General features: G+C 42.3%; 19 protein-coding genes. 8 read left to right on the top strand and 11 right to left on the bottom strand.

Annotated elements, in window-relative coordinates; genetic code table 11:
• Position 1: 1 nt before the first annotated feature.
• The 3 genes from FTU40_RS05465 to FTU40_RS05455 form a co-directional block, all read right to left on the bottom strand.
• Positions 2–667, bottom strand: coding sequence for a response regulator transcription factor (locus tag FTU40_RS05465; RefSeq protein ID WP_005170211.1), 666 nt, complete (start codon positions 665–667; stop codon positions 2–4).
• A 153-nt stretch (positions 668–820) separates the two neighbouring features.
• Positions 821–1,198 carry a NirD/YgiW/YdeI family stress tolerance protein gene (locus FTU40_RS05460; RefSeq protein ID WP_005097478.1) on the bottom strand — a complete coding sequence of 126 codons (378 nt, stop codon included), beginning with the start codon at positions 1,196–1,198 and terminating at the stop codon, positions 821–823.
• Positions 1,199–1,294: 96 nt separating this feature from the next.
• Positions 1,295–3,052, bottom strand: coding sequence for a GspE/PulE family protein (locus tag FTU40_RS05455; RefSeq protein ID WP_180040089.1), 1,758 nt, complete (start codon positions 3,050–3,052; stop codon positions 1,295–1,297).
• A gap of 210 nt (positions 3,053–3,262) precedes the next feature.
• Between FTU40_RS05455 and FTU40_RS05450 the strand changes: the two genes are divergently transcribed.
• The 4 genes from FTU40_RS05450 (at position 3,263) to FTU40_RS05435 (ending at position 6,623) form a co-directional block, all read left to right on the top strand.
• Entirely contained in the window at positions 3,263–4,516 is a 1,254-nt protein-coding gene (locus FTU40_RS05450; RefSeq protein WP_005170208.1) for an MgtC/SapB family protein, read from the top strand.
• A gap of 187 nt (positions 4,517–4,703) precedes the next feature.
• The gene (locus FTU40_RS05445) at positions 4,704–5,105 is read left to right on the top strand and encodes a hypothetical protein (protein WP_180040087.1); all 402 of its coding nucleotides are present in this window, start codon (positions 4,704–4,706) and stop codon (positions 5,103–5,105) included.
• A 61-nt stretch (positions 5,106–5,166) separates the two neighbouring features.
• On the top strand, positions 5,167–6,036 hold the full coding sequence (locus tag FTU40_RS05440; RefSeq protein ID WP_180040111.1) for an IS982 family transposase: 870 nt from the start codon (positions 5,167–5,169) through the stop codon (positions 6,034–6,036).
• Positions 6,037–6,131: 95 nt separating this feature from the next.
• Positions 6,132–6,623 carry a hypothetical protein gene (locus FTU40_RS05435; RefSeq protein WP_252357258.1) on the top strand — a complete coding sequence of 164 codons (492 nt, stop codon included), beginning with the start codon at positions 6,132–6,134 and terminating at the stop codon, positions 6,621–6,623.
• A 55-nt stretch (positions 6,624–6,678) separates the two neighbouring features.
• On the opposite strand, the gene tsaA is transcribed toward FTU40_RS05435, so the two are convergent.
• Positions 6,679–7,383 (bottom strand): tRNA (N6-threonylcarbamoyladenosine(37)-N6)-methyltransferase TrmO, encoded by a 705-nt coding sequence (tsaA, locus tag FTU40_RS05430; protein WP_180040085.1) that lies wholly within the window; start codon positions 7,381–7,383, stop codon positions 6,679–6,681.
• A 105-nt stretch (positions 7,384–7,488) separates the two neighbouring features.
• On the opposite strand from tsaA, the gene FTU40_RS05425 reads away from it, so the two are divergent.
• Positions 7,489–8,268 carry a ferredoxin--NADP reductase gene (locus tag FTU40_RS05425; RefSeq protein ID WP_005097483.1) on the top strand — a complete coding sequence of 260 codons (780 nt, stop codon included), beginning with the start codon at positions 7,489–7,491 and terminating at the stop codon, positions 8,266–8,268.
• 78 nt (positions 8,269–8,346) lie between these two features.
• Here the strand turns inward: FTU40_RS05425 and FTU40_RS05420 are convergent, their stop codons facing one another.
• From FTU40_RS05420 to FTU40_RS05410, 3 genes are all read right to left on the bottom strand, one after another.
• On the bottom strand, positions 8,347–8,523 hold the full coding sequence (locus FTU40_RS05420; protein WP_005097486.1) for a hypothetical protein: 177 nt from the start codon (positions 8,521–8,523) through the stop codon (positions 8,347–8,349).
• An 18-nt stretch (positions 8,524–8,541) separates the two neighbouring features.
• The gene (locus FTU40_RS05415) at positions 8,542–8,793 is read right to left on the bottom strand and encodes a hypothetical protein (protein WP_005097487.1); all 252 of its coding nucleotides are present in this window, start codon (positions 8,791–8,793) and stop codon (positions 8,542–8,544) included.
• 187 nt (positions 8,794–8,980) lie between these two features.
• Positions 8,981–9,604: a cation transporter gene (locus tag FTU40_RS05410; RefSeq protein WP_100329024.1), complete on the bottom strand. Its 624-nt coding sequence runs from the start codon at positions 9,602–9,604 to the stop codon at positions 8,981–8,983.
• 85 nt (positions 9,605–9,689) lie between these two features.
• On the opposite strand from FTU40_RS05410, the gene FTU40_RS05405 reads away from it, so the two are divergent.
• The 3 genes from FTU40_RS05405 (at position 9,690) to FTU40_RS05395 (ending at position 11,898) form a co-directional block, all read left to right on the top strand.
• Positions 9,690–10,100: a Cd(II)/Pb(II)-responsive transcriptional regulator gene (locus tag FTU40_RS05405; RefSeq protein WP_180040083.1), complete on the top strand. Its 411-nt coding sequence runs from the start codon at positions 9,690–9,692 to the stop codon at positions 10,098–10,100.
• A gap of 131 nt (positions 10,101–10,231) precedes the next feature.
• Positions 10,232–11,641 carry a tRNA 5-hydroxyuridine modification protein YegQ gene (gene yegQ / locus FTU40_RS05400; protein ID WP_005097493.1) on the top strand — a complete coding sequence of 470 codons (1,410 nt, stop codon included), beginning with the start codon at positions 10,232–10,234 and terminating at the stop codon, positions 11,639–11,641.
• 2 nt (positions 11,642–11,643) lie between these two features.
• Positions 11,644–11,898: a YfhL family 4Fe-4S dicluster ferredoxin gene (locus FTU40_RS05395; RefSeq protein WP_005097495.1), complete on the top strand. Its 255-nt coding sequence runs from the start codon at positions 11,644–11,646 to the stop codon at positions 11,896–11,898.
• A gap of 265 nt (positions 11,899–12,163) precedes the next feature.
• Here the strand turns inward: FTU40_RS05395 and ahpF are convergent, their stop codons facing one another.
• The 4 genes from ahpF to FTU40_RS05375 all read right to left on the bottom strand — a co-directional run bounded on the left by ahpF (position 12,164) and on the right by FTU40_RS05375 (position 16,828).
• Positions 12,164–13,729, bottom strand: a complete 1,566-nt coding sequence (gene ahpF / locus FTU40_RS05390) for an alkyl hydroperoxide reductase subunit F (RefSeq protein ID WP_180040081.1) — start codon at positions 13,727–13,729, stop codon at positions 12,164–12,166.
• A 206-nt stretch (positions 13,730–13,935) separates the two neighbouring features.
• Complete coding sequence (locus FTU40_RS05385; RefSeq protein ID WP_180040078.1) at positions 13,936–14,853, bottom strand: hypothetical protein; 918 nt, start codon at positions 14,851–14,853, stop codon at positions 13,936–13,938.
• 33 nt (positions 14,854–14,886) lie between these two features.
• Positions 14,887–16,020 carry a toxic anion resistance protein gene (locus FTU40_RS05380; RefSeq protein WP_180040076.1) on the bottom strand — a complete coding sequence of 378 codons (1,134 nt, stop codon included), beginning with the start codon at positions 16,018–16,020 and terminating at the stop codon, positions 14,887–14,889.
• 16 nt (positions 16,021–16,036) lie between these two features.
• Positions 16,037–16,828, bottom strand: a complete 792-nt coding sequence (locus tag FTU40_RS05375; RefSeq protein ID WP_005097500.1) for a hypothetical protein — start codon at positions 16,826–16,828, stop codon at positions 16,037–16,039.
• Between the last annotated feature and the right edge of the window lie 290 nt (positions 16,829–17,118).

Raw genomic sequence — 17,118 nt, 5'->3', positions numbered from 1 at the left:
TTTATGCCTCGGGTTTATGCATGCGATAACCCAAACCACGGATGGTTTTAATCATCTGGCTGCCAATTTTTTTACGTAACTGGTAAATAAACACTTCAATGGCATTACTTTCAATTTCATCCCCCCAGGCATATAGCGATTCTTCCAGTTGCTCGCGGGTAATGATATGTTCCGGCTGCTGCATCAGTTTATATAAAATCTGAAATTCTTTCGCGGTCAGACCAATTGCCTGACCAGCCTTATTCAGAGCCTTGGCCTGGGTGTCCAGACTTAAATCCTGCCATTTCAGAATATGATTTGGCGTTTTCTGTTTCAGTCTTAACTGCGCACGCACCCGGGCGGAAAGCTCTTCCAGGCTAAAAGGTTTGACCAGATAATCATTGGCACCAAGATCCAGTCCCTCAACCCGATCATCAATACTGTCCCGGGCGGTAATAAAAATTACCGGTGTATCTTTCTGTATGCTGCGCAGGCTTTTTAGAATATCGTCTCCCGTTGCATTGGGAAGTCCACGATCCAGTAACACGCAGTCATAGTGATGTTGTTCGATGGCCAAAATGGCATGATCGCCACGCTCGACCCAGTCAATCACATAGCCGTCCATTTCCAGCCAGGTCTGAATACTTTCTGCCTGAGACTGATCATCTTCTGCCAAAAGAATACGCATGCTGTGCTCCGCTTTGCCAATCTGTCTATCTTGCCCTGAAAAATGTCCAGACTCAAAAAAACCACATGCTTTTTTGTATGATTTGCATGTGGTTTTTTACAACCCTCGAATCCAGAGCAAGCTTCAGATTCAATTCAGCTGTTCATATTAAAATTAGAAACGAAGCTGCTCGACATCAATTTCAACGCGTTTTGCCGGTTTGTAATCAATATCCACTTCACCAATAATGGTCACTGGGGTTTTGGCGGAAATCGGTTTGCCCTGCCAAAGTTCATCATCAATTTCTACGGTGATGCTGCCGGTGCTGTCACGGAACTGATATTTTTCATCACCGACCGCTTTAACCACATAGCCTTTAAGCTGAACATTGCTATCATCTTTCATGCCCAAAGCCTGTTTAACGGTAGTGACTTGAGCAAAAGCGGCCTGATTTACCACGGGCTGATTCACAGTTTCGTTACTCGCTACAGCTGCTGTCGCGATTGAACCCATCAGGGTGGCTGCTAAAACGGTATTCATCATCATTTTCATTACATATACCTCTATGTGTATCTGTGCTTGGTTTCGATAATGCAATTAAAACAGCCGAAGATGAGCTGAATCTTAAGAAACCCTCATTTTCAAAAATTAATTTAAGGGCACCACTCTCAAGACTTCTTCCAGTGTGGTCATTCCTTCCATGACTTTACGTGCGCCGGCAATACGCAATGGTTCTACCCCTTCTTTTTTGGCCTGCTGGCGTAACTGGTTCAAATTGGCATCGGCCCCAATCAACTGCTTGGTTTCCAGACTCAGGGGCATAAATTCATAAATCCCGACACGACCTTTATAACCGGTGTGACGACATTCCTCGCAGCCTACTGCTTTAAAGACAAATTCCGGACGTGGTAGTGGATAATCTGCCGCCAGATGCTGCCATTCCTGTTCATTCAAGAAGCTTTCCTGCTTGCAATGCGGACACAGTTTACGCACCAGACGCTGGGCCAATACCCCGAGAATGGTGGCTGCGGTCAAAAATGGTTGTACGCCCAGATCATGCAAACGGGTCAGACTCGACGGCGCATCGTTGGTATGTAAGGTAGATAGCACCAGATGGCCGGTCAGTGCCGCCTGGATCGCCATATTGGCAGTATCCTGATCACGAATCTCACCGACCATGATAATGTCCGGATCCTGACGCATCAATGCGCGCACGCCATCAGCAAAACCGAGATCAATGCCATTATTGACCTGCATCTGGTTAAAGCTAGGTTCCAGCATCTCGATCGGGTCTTCAATGGTACAGACATTCACCTGTTCAGTCGCCAGCTGCTTCAAGGTTGAATAAAGCGTCGTAGTTTTACCGGAACCAGTTGGCCCTGTGACTAGAATAATGCCGTGACTATGACTGGTCAGCGTATTCCAGTCATTGAGCAGATGCCCTTCAAAACCGAGTTGCTGGAAACTTCTGACCAGTACTTCCGGATCGAAAATCCGCATTACCAGCTTTTCACCAAATGCCGTCGGCAAGGTCGACAGACGCAATTCGGTTTCCTGTCCTTTCGGTGTCCGGGTTTTCAGGCGGCCATCCTGCGGTTTACGTTTTTCCGCCACATTCATCCGGCCCAGAATCTTGATTCGGGAAATCACCGCTGTCAGCGTATTGGCCGGCATGTTATAAATGGTATGCAACACCCCATCGATTCGAAAGCGAATCTTGCCCGTACCTTTGCGCGGTTCCATATGAATATCACTGGCACCCTGCTCAAAGGCAAATTGCAGCACCCAGTCCACCAGTTTGACAATATGCTGGTCATTGGCATCCGGATTTTGCGAATCACCCAGTTGCAGCAAGGCTTCGACGCCTTTGTTTTCCCGGTCATAGGCAGAGGATTTTTGTGAACCACTGACCGCACGACTGACCTGATAATATTCAGTAATATAACGTTGTAACTGTTCCGGATTCAGTAATACCCGTTGTATTTTTTTCGGGGAAATATTTTGCTCGAGATTCGACACCCATTCGGTTTTATAAGGCTGATCCGTGGCGATCAGAACTTTGTCTGCCTGAATTTCTACTGCCAGAATACGGTTACGTAATGCATATTCCTGTGACATGACATTGGTCAATGCCTGCACATCAGCTTTGAGCGGATCAATGATATAGAACATCAAGCCGGTTTTTTCTGCCAGCCATTGACATAAACGGTTCAGGGTGAGTGTCGTTTGAGAATGGGATTGATCGACCAGATGAAAATTGGCGATCCACTGCAAAGGATGCCATTTTAATTGTTCACGTTGCCGATGCGTCGTCTGTACCAGCATTCGGTCGCGTTCACTGATTTTACCGTCTTTAAAAAGTTGCTCTAAACACCATGCCGTATCAATTTCAAAGTCAAATTTCATTATTATCAGTCCCCAAACTTGCCTCCACTATAACAAGTTTTTGCAGTTTTTCGCATGCTCCCGACCTGTCGAATGTACGTTTCTATTTCAATCTCAAAAAGAAAGTAAATAATGAATTTAGATCGCCACTGCAACATTTTTGGTCTATGCAAACTCTATCTGGTCGCATATATTTTTAAATAATCAACTCTTAGCTTGCTGAGGTCACAGATGGATTTGACTGCGGTTCCCCTGCATGCGCATTCTTTTCATGAACTGCTCACGATACTCACCTCGGCATTGGGCTGCGGCCTGCTAATTGGTCTGGAGCGGGAACGGCATAAGCAACGCGAACAGCAACCAAGTTTTGCCGGCTTACGTTCCTTTGCGATCTGTGCTTTATTGGGCGCACTGTGTTTCCTGTTTGGAATCGTGATTGCTGTAATAGGTGCTTTGATCGTGGGTGGTATGGTCATTTTATCCATCAAAAATCAGCCAGATGACCCAGGCATTACCACAGAGCTTGCATTTGTGATGACCTATTTTATTGGCGCCATGTGTTTGTGGAATATTCCTCTGGCAGCCGGTCTTTCTGTGCTCTTAACCGGTATTTTGATGGCCAAACATACCATGCACAATATTGCCGGAAAATGGATCAAAGAAGCCGAGTTCAGGGATGGACTGTTATTACTGGCCTTGATTTTGATTGGTCTGCCGCTTACCCCTGACCGACCTTTTTGGGGCGAAGTGCTTAACCCTTATCTTATTTTAAAATTACTGACCTTAATTTTAGTGGTACAAGCTCTGGCGCATATTGCGAAACGCTTTTTTTCGACTAAAAATGCCCTGATGCTATCCTCCATCGCTTCCGGTTTTGTTTCCAGTACAGCCACCATCGCACAGTTGGGCTTACAGGTCCGTAAAGGTGAAATGGATGCACGATCGAATGCCGGCGCTGCACTGATGTCCTGTATCTCGACTATTGTTTTGCTATTGATTGTGGTCGGGGGCGTATCCTGGAGCTGGCTTAAAATCCTGCTCTTGCCCTCTTTAGTTGCGGTAATCCTTCTGGCAGCCTGTGCATTTTTATTACTGCGCAAAGCAAAACCTGCTCCGAGCATGGAGTCATCAGACAGCCAGATGTTTAGCTTAAAAGAAGCTGTGATTATTGCAGTGACTTTAACACTCATTCAGGCTGGAGTTTACGGACTAGAGGTCTGGCTCGGGGATGCCGGCTTACTGGCCGGGACCTTGCTCGCCTCTCTGTTCGAGATTCATGCCGCGATGGCCAGTGTCGTCGTTCAAGGCGACCCCTCCAATATGCGTCTAATTTATGCCCTGCTTTTAGGTCTGGGTGCTCATGCCCTGGCCAAGTCAGCTAATGCCGCTTTGACCGGTGGCTGGAAGTTTGTCCTTTATTTTGCGCCTGTGCAGATTTTGCATATGGCGGTTTTGATCGGGCTGTTGTGGTGGATGACATTTTGATTGTTAAGTATATTTAAATAGTTAATTTTTATATATTTTGCAAATTTAATTTTGATATTTATTCGCTATAATTAGTCTGCTTTATTTTAAAAAACAATTTTATTACTACGATTTTTTATAGGGATTTTTATGAAATTTAAGAATTTATCACTCGCAGTTTTTAGTGCATTCATGCTAAGTGCTTGTGGTGGGGGCTCATCTTCTGATTCAAACCCTGGTACAGGTAGCCTTAATCTTACCACCCCCATCATTTCAACAATGGACTACATTTTTTGTTGATGAATATTCTGATGAAACTTTAGATTATGAAATTGAGCAAAATACTTTTGATCAAGGAAACTTATACTTTAAAGTCGAAGAAACCACAGGTTGGGATGAGAGCAATACATTCTCTTTAACCGAAAATGGATTATACGATACAGGTAATATGCATCCTAAATATGGACAGTTAAATGGAATAATAAAAACAAATGCCACTACATGGCAACTAGCACCCTACTCCTCTATTAACTCAAAAGATCTTCAAACTATAATTAAATTTAAAGAAATTGATATTAGTACCCGAATCGCGGATAAGAAATTGACTTGAAAAATAAGAGGACTAGAGCCATCAGTTGAGTTACCACACCAAACTCACAACTCTCGTCCTGATGTTCAATAGTACCGAATTATTCTGCGTAATTGATGATTTTTTTCTTAAATTTGAATCAACTTATTGGGAGTTTCTCAAACAAAACCGTGGTTCCTTAAGAATCAGAACTGCTCAACTTACAATTTCAGAAATCTGCTTTATTGCCATTTGGTACAAATGCTCTCATTTCAATAATTTCAAAGCCTTTTTCAGCTGGTTAAAAGAAGATAAAAGCCATTTATTTAAGTACTTGCCTTGCTATCAAAGGATGATTCATCTGATCAATATGCATGAATTAGCTCTACACGCTTTACATGTGGCACTGATGAAAGGCCAAGGTACACAATATTTATGGACTGATTCAACAACTCTGCCAGTTTGTAAAAATCAACGTATTCAGCGTCATAAATCATTAATCCAAATTGCATCACGTGGTAGAAGCTCAATGGGCTGGTTTTATGGCTGTAAATTACATATTGCAATGAATCAATTTGGTGAAATTGCCTGTTCTGCTTTATCGAATGGACATGTTGCTGACATAAAAATGGTTGAGCAATTGGTTGCTGGTATAGAAGCAAAACTTTACGGGGATCGGGGCTACATCAGCCAAGAATTAAAAATTAGATTGAAAGATCAAGATATTGATTTAATTACTTATCATCGGAAGAATATGCAGGCTATTCAACTCTGTGCATCAGATGAATATCACCTAAGACAACGCAATAAAATAGAAACATTATTCAGCTTATTGAAGGGGCAATACAATTTAGTGACGAGTAAAGCACGTAGTCTTCATGGATTTCTGAGTGGAATTTACGCCTCACTATGTGCATATCAATTAACCCATCGAAATAAGCCAACAATTCAAATTAAGGAATCATCGGCTTAAGCAGGATTCGGGTTATTAGTGGTAAAAATATTGCTCCAATACTTAGTCCCAATAATTATTTAACACTTAAATATAATTTACTTGATACCTATACAATGGGGGAGTTAGGTGAAAAATTCTACACCTTAACAAGTAATGCAAAATTCCCAGCAAACTCAAAATGTATTCAATTTCAAGATATTTCAAATTCAAAAGAATATATTGAATTATATAAATATTCACTTGAAGAAGATATACAAGATTACTTAAAAACAGAATGGGCCGATGTATCCACTGATAGTAAAAACTATTCTAAAAAAACCTTTAAAGATGCAATTGCTTATTTAGATCTCCGAGAAGATCAGCAATGGGGTCTAGCAGAATATAAAAGTAAATATTATGAAGTGGATTACCATCCAGCAGGAAAGGAATATGATTTCAAAAACTTATTATCAGAACTTCAAAGTTTGATAACTTCTGCAAAAGATAATCATGAGAAACAAGTTCGCCAAGAACTTTATGATTTGACTCAAAATGCATGTAATGCATTTAATGATGTAGCTTCAAGCGAAATTAGAAAACAAATGAATAACGTGATCAGTAAATAATTTTCATCGTTTACTTGATTAATAGCTAAGTTAGCTAAGTCGGAGGTACAGGAACTTAAAGTTCCTGTATTTTTACCCTATCACCGACTATTTTAAACCTCACATCTAAATCCGCAAACTTCATTCCATAAACCCGTTCCTCATCATCCTGATACGCTGGTCTTGGATCTAAAGATAAGACAGCTTCTAGTTCCTGAATCGTCTGCACAGAAATTTTTCCATTTCCTAGTAATTGTTGCTTTTGCTGCTCCGCTTCATCACACCAGATGACGGTTTTACGTGATGGTTCATCCTGTGCATAACCGCTTTGTGCTTCGATGATAGCATCCGAATATTGAATATAAGGTTTGATATCCATAATTGGCGTGCCATCCAGCAAATCACTCCCCGTGACATACACCTGAACATGCTTGCCAACCTTTCTCACTTCTTTGAGTTTGACCACAGATAAACCAATCGGTGATGGACGATACATGCTGCGTGTAGCAAACACGCCTATTTTCTTGTTACCGCCCAAACGTGGCGGACGCACTTGTGGACGAAACTGGCTATTGTCCTGGTTTTTATTGTCATGAAATTGCCAGATCAGCCAAAGATGACTAAAAGCCTCAATTCCTTCAAATGCCAGCAAATCATTATAGGGGCCGACCATTTCGATATAACTTTCGACCTGCACCAGATTGGGCTGCCGTGGAATACCAAATTTTTCTTTATAGGGTGATTGCATATAACCAATAATCGGCAACTTAATTTCAGTCATCATCACTTTTTTTGATAAGCTCAATTAAATATATTCAGTTTATAGAGAATGGATTTAGTTTAGAATAGCAAGTTGTTCTAATTTGATAACTTATTGAGACCTTTAATGGCTGCTTTTAACGTCGAAAAGATTACTCACGTCCACCACTGGAATGATACTTTATTCTCTTTTAAAACGACTCGTGACACTGCTTTACGTTTTAAAAACGGTCAGTTTGTAATGATCGGCCTTGAAGTCAATGGCAAGCCCTTAATGCGTGCATATTCAATTGCAAGTGCCAACTACGAAGAAGAGTTAGAGTTTTTCTCAATTAAAGTGCCGGATGGCCCACTGACTTCCATTCTACAAAAAGTAAAAGTCGGCGATGACATCCTGATTTCTAAAAAACCGACAGGTACTTTGGTGCTAGATGACCTGAACCCAGGCAAAAACTTGTATCTTCTATCTTCAGGCACTGGCCTTGCACCATTCTTGGCGACCATCCGTGATCCTGAAACTTATGAACGTTTTGAAAAAATCATTATCGTGCATGGTACCCGTTTCATTTCTGAACTGGCTTATCAAGATTTGATTTTGAATGAAGTACCAAATCACGAATTCTTCTCTGAACTCGGCGCGAAAGAAAAATTAGTGTACTACCCGACTGTGACGCGTGAAGAATATCCGAACCAAGGTCGCGTTACGACTGCAATTGAAACCGGCGAACTGTTTGAAAAAATTGGTCTGCCACGTTTTAACCCGGAAACGGATCGCGCTATGCTGTGTGGTAGCCCGGCCTTCCTCGACGATGTGGCTGCACTTCTAGACCAACACGGTCTAAAAGAGTCACCTAAAATGGGTGTTCTAGGCGATTACGTGATTGAACGTGCATTCGTGGAAAAATAAAATCTGATTTTAGATGATCAGAATTAAAAAAACCGAAGCTTCAAGCTTCGGTTTTTTATTTGAATCGGCGTTAAAAAATTAACGATCACGACCTTCCTGATTGGCAGAACCTGAACAGCCTGCGCCACCACCAATGATAAAACCGCTTTCTGCCTTACATGAACCGATCATACGGCCATGCGAGTCAAATGTAGTCACTGTCGATGCACAGCCTGTTAATACCAGTGCCAGTGCAATAAGTGCTGATAATTTCATGATATTCCCCTGTATTCTTTATGGCTTTAAATTAATCTGGTTTTGACTTGGCAGTGCTGGCAACAAACCCGTCTTGGCATCCACGCTATTGTAATTCACACCCATCGCATTACCTGAACCACCACAATGGGCACTTGCAGTTGAAAGCAGACCGCGTGTTGCTTTACATGATCCAATCACCTGACCGGTGGCATCATAAGTGATGACCATAGAGCTACAGCCCGTCATCAGCACCATGGCCGCAAGTGAAAGTAGTTTTATGAAGTTCATTGTCCCCCCTCAAAAACAATAAAAATTAAATGGTTAAGTTATATTGCTATTCTATAAATTTCGCGGATGATTCTTTCTAAAATTAGTGGATTTGTAAAGCTTTATTTTTCATCTATTTAAAATATACAGGCCATAAAAAAGCTGCCCGTTAAGCAGCTTCTTTATGATTAAACTTAAATATTCAGAATCAGGCTGACTCATGTCCTAATGCCCGTTCTGCCAGTGCCTGCTTCACAATCTGATAACCCGCAGTTAAACCAAGACTCGCCATAATCATCGCCACTATTATATCTGGCCACAGACTGCCTGTACCAAAAACCCCGACTGCTGCCAGAATCACGGCAGCATTGCCAATGGCATCATTTCGGCTACACAGCCAGACTGACCGCATATTGGAATCACCTTCGCGAAAAGCATAGAGAATGACTGCCGTAAATACATTTGCCAGCAATGCCAGTACGCCAATCAAGCCCATGGTCAGTGCCTCTGGCGGAATGCCTTGCAGATAGGCATAAATGACTTTGCCCATGATCACCAAGCCAAATAAGGCCATGGTCATTCCCTTGAGCAAGGCGACTGTTGCGCGCCAGTACAGACTTGCACCGATGACCGCCAAAGAGACGCCATAATTGACGGCATCACCAAAGAAGTCCAAGGCATCGGCCCACAAAGCCGATGAATGTGCATAGGCCCCACCAATCAGTTCTACCACAAATAAAGTCAGGTTCACCACCAAGGCAATCCATAACGCCGTTCTAAACTTACTGTCAGGTTTGGGTGGAGCAGGTTCATGACTACAGCTACAGGCCATGTTGATCTTCCATACTTTCGTGCAAAAAATGAGTTAAAATAATTAGAAACTATGGACTAACTCCAAGGTCAAGCAGGAGCGAGCAATGTCGGTCTATTTAATTTCAGAAATAGCCAAAAAGACTGCTTTAAGCACAGATAGCATTCGCTTTTATGAGAAGAAAGGCTTGATACAGCCGAATTTTCGAGCAAGTAATCACTATCGTTATTATGGTGAAGAAGCCCTGAAAAGGCTGCTTTTTATCAAACGCTGTCGTGCTTTGGACATGTCCTTAAAAGAGATTGAAGCCCTGATTAAACTCGAACAGAATCCGCAGCAGGAATGCGGTGCAGTGAATCAGCTCATCGACCAGCATTTAGAAGATATCTCCAAAAAAATTAGGGAATTACAGCTATTCGAACAACAGCTGATTGCACTTCGCAAAAGTTGTAATGTCCCGACCACCATTGATCATTGCCAGATTTTAAAAATGCTCGAACAGACTGAAAATAATTGAATATTGAATAATTTTAGTGCTTCATTTCACTCAAAATAAAACATTCTTTTTATTCTAAATGGCTTATTTCCGAGTAATTTACTGGGTTGAATCCAAATTTTAGATGGTTAGAATAAAGCCGTACTTTTTATATGTCTTTCGATTCCATCATGAGCCTGACGACCGTTACTGAACTCCTCTCACCTGCCGGTTCACTGAAAAATATGCGCTATGCCTTCGCCTATGGTGCAGATGCAGTCTATGCAGGTCAGCCGCGTTATAGTTTGCGCGTTCGTAATAATGAATTTGATCATGACAATCTGGCGATTGGCATTCAAGAAGCCCATGAGCTAGGTAAAAAGTTCTATGTGGTCGTCAATATCCAGCCGCATAATTCCAAACTGAAAAATTTTATTCGTGATCTGGAACCTGTGGTGGCGATGCAGCCGGATGCGCTGATCATGTCTGATCCGGGCCTGATCATGATGGTGCGTGAACATTTTCCAGAAATGGATATTCATCTGTCTGTGCAAGCCAATGCAGTGAATTGGGCAACGGTAAAATTCTGGAAAAATATGGGACTCACGCGCGTGATTCTGTCACGTGAATTATCGATTGAAGAAATTGCTGAGATTAAACAGCAAGTACCGGATATGGAGATTGAGGTTTTCGTACATGGTGCGCTGTGCATGGCTTATTCCGGCCGTTGCATGCTGTCTGGTTATATGAATAAACGTGATGCCAATCAGGGTGCGTGTACCAATGCCTGCCGCTGGGAATACAAAGTTCTGGATGCGAAGGAAGATGAAACTGGTGATGTGATTCCAGTGAAAAATCTGGATTCAGGCTGCTGCTCTCAAGATGCCGACGAAGCACATATGCAAGCACAGCATCAATTTGATGAACCGGTATTATTACAACGTAATGATGAAGACATGTTTGCTGCCGAAGAAGATGAACATGGCACTTATTTCATGAATTCTAAAGACTTACGTGCGGTACAACATGTCGATCGTCTGATCAAGGTCGGGGTACATTCCTTGAAGATTGAAGGCCGGACCAAATCCTATTTTTACTGTGCCCGTACCGCACAAATCTATCGTAAGGCCATTGATGATGCGCTTGCGGGCCAACCATTTGACCCAGCATTGATGACGCAATTAGAAGGTCTGGCCAATCGTGGGTATACCGAAGGTTTCCTGCGCCGTCATGTGCACAGTGAATATCACAATTATGAAAATGGCTCTTCAAGTTTTGACCATCAACAGTTCTGCGGTGAAGTCTTAGAACGTAACGGTAACTCCATCAAAATTGATGTAAAAAACCGTTTTGTCGTGGGTGATTCCTTAGAGCTGATGACGACGCAAGGCAATATCAGCTTTGTTTTAACCGAAATGAAAGACAAAAAAGGCAATCTGATTTCTGAGGCTAAAGGCTCAGGTCATATCGTCGAGATTCCGGTTCCAGCAGATGTAGATATGCAATATGCACTGCTCATCCGCAATCTGCCGACATCGACTATAGATATTTCGGCATCGTCACTGGCTTATCAGGGGAGTTAAACATGGCGCTGCTGATTACCGACAAATGCATCAATTGCGATATGTGTTTAGCAGAATGTCCAAATGATGCGATTTATGAGGGTGCGAAAGTCTATGAGATTGATGTGAACCGTTGTACGGAATGTGTCGGCTTTTATGAGCGCCAAACCTGTGTAGATGTATGCCCAATTGAGTGCATTGTGCCACATCCTGAGCATGTAGAGACGCAAGAGCAACTGTTAGAAAAATTTAAAGTCTTGAATTTGTTCCAGTCTTAAGTACTGATCAAACATTGGAATAAATATTGCATTGAATAAAGACAACCTTGGGGAAGGCTGAATAATAAGAGTCAAAACAAAAACAGTACAGAGGAAAGAAACAGCCAGAAGCAATTGGGGATGCTTCTGGCTGATCTAAAAAAGGAAGCAAATATAACAATAAAAAAAGGAACTCTGGTGTTAGCGTCCGGAGTTCCTATAAAAAGGTATAACAAAGATAATCGAGATCGAGTACCAAGGTTTTGGGGAACCTTGGTGCTATTTTTTACTGACCTGAACGGATGATGTAATCAAATGCAGACAGTGATGCTTTCGCGCCTTCACCTGTGGCAATGATGATCTGCTTATACGGAACAGTAGTACAGTCACCCGCCGCAAATACACCTTTCACATTGGTCTCGTTACGCTCATTAATCAGGATCTCGCCACGATTTGAAAGTTCTACCGCTGTTGCTTTTAAGAAATCGGTATTCGGCAACAAACCAATCTGTACGAAGATTCCTGCAAGTTCAACGGTGTGCTCTTGGTCAGTCGTACGGTCTTTGTATTTCAGTGCAGTCACTTGTGAACCGTCACCCACCACTTCAGTCGACAAAGCATTTTTAATCACCGTGGTGTTTGGCAAGCTTGTTAATTTGTCTTGCAATACCTGATCCGCACGCAGTTTGCTATCAAACTCAACCAAAGTCACATGCTCTACAATCCCTGCAAGGTCAATCGCAGCCTCTACACCAGAGTTACCCCCACCGATTACCGCAACACGTTTGCCTTTGAACAATGGACCATCACAGTGTGGGCAGTAGGCCACACCACGGGTTTTGTATTCCTGCTCACCCGGAACGTTCATTTCTCTCCAGCGTGCACCTGTAGACAGGATGACCGTTTTCGATTCAAGTTTGGCACCATTCTCTAAAGTGACTTCTACCAGACCATTCGTTGTTTCATCTGCACCTTTGATGTTAGATACACGTTGCAGGTTCATGATGTCAACACCGTATTCTCGTACGTGTGCTTCCATTTCAGCAGCAAACTTAGGTCCTTGGGTTTTTTGAATCGAGGTATAGTTTTCGATGTCCATGGTGTCCATGACCTGACCGCCCATGCGCTCAGCTACGATACCGGTTTTAATGCCTTTACGTGCAGCATAGATCGCAGAGGTATTCCCTGCAGGGCCACCACCAATCACCAGTACATCAAAAGCGTCTTTAGCATTGAGCTTTTCAGCCTCTTTTGCTGCAGAGTTGGTGTCCAGTTTTGCCACGATTTCTTCCAAAGTCATACGACCCTGACCGATATGCTGGTTGTCCTGGAACACCATCGGCACCGCCATGATTTTGCGTTCTTCCACTTCATCCTGAAAGAAGGCCCCATCAATCATGGTGGCTGTTGTACCCGGGTTGTAAATTGCAATCAGGTTTAAGGCTTGAACCACATCCGGACAGTTATGGCAGCTGAGTGATACGAATACATCAAAATCAGATTTGATTCCTAAACCTTTAATCGACTCCAGAACTTCATCCGATACTTTTGGTGCATAACCAGAGGTTTGCAGCAAGGCCAGAATCAGTGAGGTGAACTCGTGACCCATTGGCAGACCTGCGAAGTAGACCCGTGGCTCTTCACCTGCTTTGGCAATACCAAAGCTTGGTGCACGTTGGTTCTGGCCATCAAAACGCGCAGTGACTAAATCAGATAATGCAGCGATTTCCTCTACCAGTTCTTTGATTTTTGCAGATTTGTCGGAATCATTTAAAGTCGCAACCAGTTCAATCGGGCTTTCCAGACGTTCGAGTAGTGTTTTTAATTGAGCTGAAGTATTTTGGTCTAACATTGCTAAGCTCCAAAGGAATAAATATTTATTTGATAAAGCGATATTAATGCATAAATCAAAATAGGTAAAACAGTTTGTTTTTATATTATAAATCGTTTTTTTAGATCATTGGTTTGATAATTATTTTTGGTATTTTCAACTTTTAATTTTTATACTGTTTCATCAGCAGATAAAAAATGCTCCTAAACAGGAGCATTTCTAAAATATTAATTTATCCGTTGCTCGATACGCAAGGATCGGCCTTTGATTGAATTGGCCAAGAAGAACAGAACCAAACTCAGAAATGCCGATAAAATGGCCACTCCAATAATCACCAGATAGGTGATCTGACTCAACTGGTTTGCCTGTTGTACTTGCGTATTTACACTCTTGGCAACCGGTGTCATGGCTTGACCATAGATCTGTTGCTGCATGGTCCAGAGTTGTTCTGGCTTAAAGCCATATTGCTCAAATTTTGCATCCTGCTTTTCTGCTTCTACCAGATTGAATACATAAGGTTTTGCAGCCGATAAATCTTGCGGTTTATGCAAAAGTGCTGTTTGTGCCAGTAAATAAGATTTTACCGGTGTGGCAATCTCTGAATCGGCGAGGTATCGTGCAATTTCACTGTCATTGATATTGCTATCGTAATACACCACCTGCTGATAAGCATCATCCCGGTCATTCCGTAAATCATGCTGCCAGTAAGTTAATCCCGACCAGATCACGATAAAGGCAATTAGCCAGGCGACAAATTTCAGCACAAAAGACTGAAAGCGCACATAAAAGAAACGCAGTTTCTTTAATAGGCCAATGATAAAAAATGCACCGATAAAAGAAGCAAAAATTTTAATAATCAGCCAGCCAAACCAGCTCAGTAAACTAAAAAAATAATCCGGACTATCACCAATGCTGGCCAGCGTGGCATCTACACTGACCGGTAAATGTAACTGCTGCACTTCGGTACTCAGGCCAAAAAAGCCATAGACCAGATCCTGCTGAAAAAATAGACCAATGATGGAGGCAATAAATACCGTAGAACTGGTGATACCTAATAACATCAAATTGCGTTGACGTTTCTTGAGCGCAACCACGCCTTGCTTGATCTCACCAGGAGACACCGCATATTCATCTAAGGGAGGCAATCTTTACTCCTTTTAGATCTTCAACCACAATGTTTAGTTGGGCTTTGATCCGCTCGTACTTGATTCAATCACCAAGTGATTCAGATTATCCTGTAAAGCCTTCAAACGCACGGTTGCTTCTGTGCGTTTTTGTACACCTTCTTTCTGAATCTGAATCACATCATTGACTGTTTTAATGAGGGTGTTTTGCACATGTTCAAGCGTTTCGATATCAATTACCGAGCGCTGATTGGCTTTTGCGGTATCGACAGAGTTCTGATGCAATAGATCTGCATTACGGCGCAGCAGTTCATTGGTGGCATCATCAATGGTATTGGCCAGCTGGACACTGTTCTTTTGTTCGCTCAGAGAAATGGCCAGACTGATCTGGTTTTTCCATGCCGGTAAAGTAATATTTTTAATGGCATAAAACTTGTCGACCAGCATCAGGTTGTTGGACTGAATAATCCGGATCATCGGCAAGGTTTGCATGGCAGATTGCTGCAAAACCTGCAAATCGCTGACCCGTTTTTCCAGATTATTGGCCAGATGGTTCAGATCATAAATTTTCTGTGTTGTGCTCTGATCTTGCGGCAAAGCGGTTAAAGCGGAGATTTCCTGCTGTAGCTCCTGCTCACGTAAACGGCCGGCAGCAATATGTACCCCGAGCTGTTTATATTCATCCTGTACCCCGTCAAACATTTTATCCAGGGTATCTACACGCGCTTTCAAACCGGACTGCGAGGTTTCAATTTCTTTGACCAGTACATCGAGCTGCTCTTTGGTGGTATTGAAATGTGCATCAAAGTTGCCTTTTGCGCCTTTGAACTTGCTAAGGAGATTGCCAAAAAAACCTGAACTTTTCTTTTGACTTAAAATGCTGCTGGTATTCAGTTGCTGGGCCACCTGCACCACCTGATTCAGTTTCTGCCCTGTCGCATCCAGATCTCTATTTTGGACCAGATTCAGTAATTCATCAGTATAGGTCGAGGTTTTGGTCGCAATATTTTTACCATACTCAGCCACGCTGTTATGACTCATATCCTGCAATTCTTTACGTGCTGCCAGTACTTCCTGAAAGTCAGCAGGTTGCAAGCCCAGTTCTTTCAGATCCATTTGCTGAAATTTTTGTTCGACCAGTTCATTCGAGCTTTCAACAGGTAAATTTACTAAATCAGACTTGGTCATGGTTCACCTTATATTGTTATGTTTTCGAGGGTTTCTCGAGGGATTTTTTTAACGTTTTAATCAGACTTTCACGGCTATTATCAAGTTTTTCCAGATCACTTGTCGAGTGCTTGCTCTGGCTTTGTTGGACATGATATTGCCAAGCCGGAATCAAGACCTGTTGCGCTTCTTTAAAGCGGTCTAATAAGCTAAAGGACAGCTGCTGTGAAAGCTGCATCTGGGTAATGGCAATGTCATTACTGCTTTGCAAGGTACGCAGTGTATTGATTTTCTTGGAAAGCCGCTCAGAAAAATTATCCAGTGGATGCTGGTTTTTGATGAACAGCGGATATTCTGATAAAAACTCGTCTGCCGCGACAATATGCTTGGCCATCTGCTCACGTAGACCCAAAAGCTGCTGAAAACGGGCCTGAGATTTCTGGATTTCAATCTGTAACTTACGACTTAGGTGATCTGCTTGATCGAGTAAACGGTCCAGTCGCTGATAATATTCAACCTGACTCGAACCATAATCCAGATCGATCCCAAGCCATTTTTGTAGTGCATTAAATTTACGTTTTTTCAGATATTTTTTAGATTCTGCCAAAGCCTGAATCAATTGCTCAATGGTCTGGCTCAGCTGTTGGGTCAAATGCGGATCGACCCCATTTAATAACACCGATTGTGCCTGAATCAGAGAATCCGCATAATGATTCAGTCCATATTGATGGCTCAGTACAGGCACAAGTTCATTACGTTTGATCGCCAGTATTTCTTCACGATCAAAAGACATGTCAGTCAAGGCGGGTAAAGCTTCAAATCGCGACATGACGAAGACTGTATCCTTTTAGAGAGATTAAATAAAAATCTTGAATATCCTCGAATGTAGCAAAAAAACAGACCACGTTGTGTATATTTATCCAGAAATTCGTTACATCACTTTAACTAAATCCATGTTTTATCTTTATTTTAATTATATTTTTTGCAATGAAAGCAAATGTGTTTGATAAATTTTGCTGTACTGCTAGCTTAGTCTGATGAAACTCTTGAACATCAATCATAAATCATAGATGAAAAAAGCCATATTACTATGGCTTTTGAGCATGCGTTCAAGACAAT

This window comes from Acinetobacter sp. YH12100, from assembly GCF_013419135.1.
Taxonomy (GTDB): domain Bacteria; phylum Pseudomonadota; class Gammaproteobacteria; order Pseudomonadales; family Moraxellaceae; genus Acinetobacter; species Acinetobacter pseudolwoffii.
The sequence above is the reverse complement of the archived record's forward strand: the minus strand, read 5'-3'. Positions and strand labels throughout refer to the sequence as shown.

Bases quoted from the DNA above. Each gene is read 5' to 3' on its own strand.
- FTU40_RS05465 (WP_005170211.1), bottom strand. From the start codon at position 667: ATGCGTATTCTTTTGGCAGAAGATGATCAGTCTCAGGCAGAAAGTATT.
- FTU40_RS05460 (WP_005097478.1), bottom strand. From the start codon at position 1,198: ATGAAAATGATGATGAATACCGTTTTAGCAGCCACCCTGATGGGTTCA.
- FTU40_RS05455 (WP_180040089.1), bottom strand. From the start codon at position 3,052: ATGAAATTTGACTTTGAAATTGATACGGCATGGTGTTTAGAGCAACTT.
- FTU40_RS05450 (WP_005170208.1), top strand. From the start codon at position 3,263: ATGGATTTGACTGCGGTTCCCCTGCATGCGCATTCTTTTCATGAACTG.
- FTU40_RS05440 (WP_180040111.1), top strand. From the start codon at position 5,167: ATGTTCAATAGTACCGAATTATTCTGCGTAATTGATGATTTTTTTCTT.
- FTU40_RS05435 (WP_252357258.1), top strand. From the start codon at position 6,132: ATGGGGGAGTTAGGTGAAAAATTCTACACCTTAACAAGTAATGCAAAA.
- tsaA (WP_180040085.1), bottom strand. From the start codon at position 7,383: ATGACTGAAATTAAGTTGCCGATTATTGGTTATATGCAATCACCCTAT.
- FTU40_RS05425 (WP_005097483.1), top strand. From the start codon at position 7,489: ATGGCTGCTTTTAACGTCGAAAAGATTACTCACGTCCACCACTGGAAT.
- FTU40_RS05420 (WP_005097486.1), bottom strand. From the start codon at position 8,523: ATGAAATTATCAGCACTTATTGCACTGGCACTGGTATTAACAGGCTGT.
- FTU40_RS05415 (WP_005097487.1), bottom strand. From the start codon at position 8,793: ATGAACTTCATAAAACTACTTTCACTTGCGGCCATGGTGCTGATGACG.
- FTU40_RS05410 (WP_100329024.1), bottom strand. From the start codon at position 9,604: ATGGCCTGTAGCTGTAGTCATGAACCTGCTCCACCCAAACCTGACAGT.
- FTU40_RS05405 (WP_180040083.1), top strand. From the start codon at position 9,690: ATGTCGGTCTATTTAATTTCAGAAATAGCCAAAAAGACTGCTTTAAGC.
- yegQ (WP_005097493.1), top strand. From the start codon at position 10,232: ATGTCTTTCGATTCCATCATGAGCCTGACGACCGTTACTGAACTCCTC.
- FTU40_RS05395 (WP_005097495.1), top strand. From the start codon at position 11,644: ATGGCGCTGCTGATTACCGACAAATGCATCAATTGCGATATGTGTTTA.
- ahpF (WP_180040081.1), bottom strand. From the start codon at position 13,729: ATGTTAGACCAAAATACTTCAGCTCAATTAAAAACACTACTCGAACGT.
- FTU40_RS05380 (WP_180040076.1), bottom strand. From the start codon at position 16,020: ATGACCAAGTCTGATTTAGTAAATTTACCTGTTGAAAGCTCGAATGAA.
- FTU40_RS05375 (WP_005097500.1), bottom strand. From the start codon at position 16,828: ATGTCGCGATTTGAAGCTTTACCCGCCTTGACTGACATGTCTTTTGAT.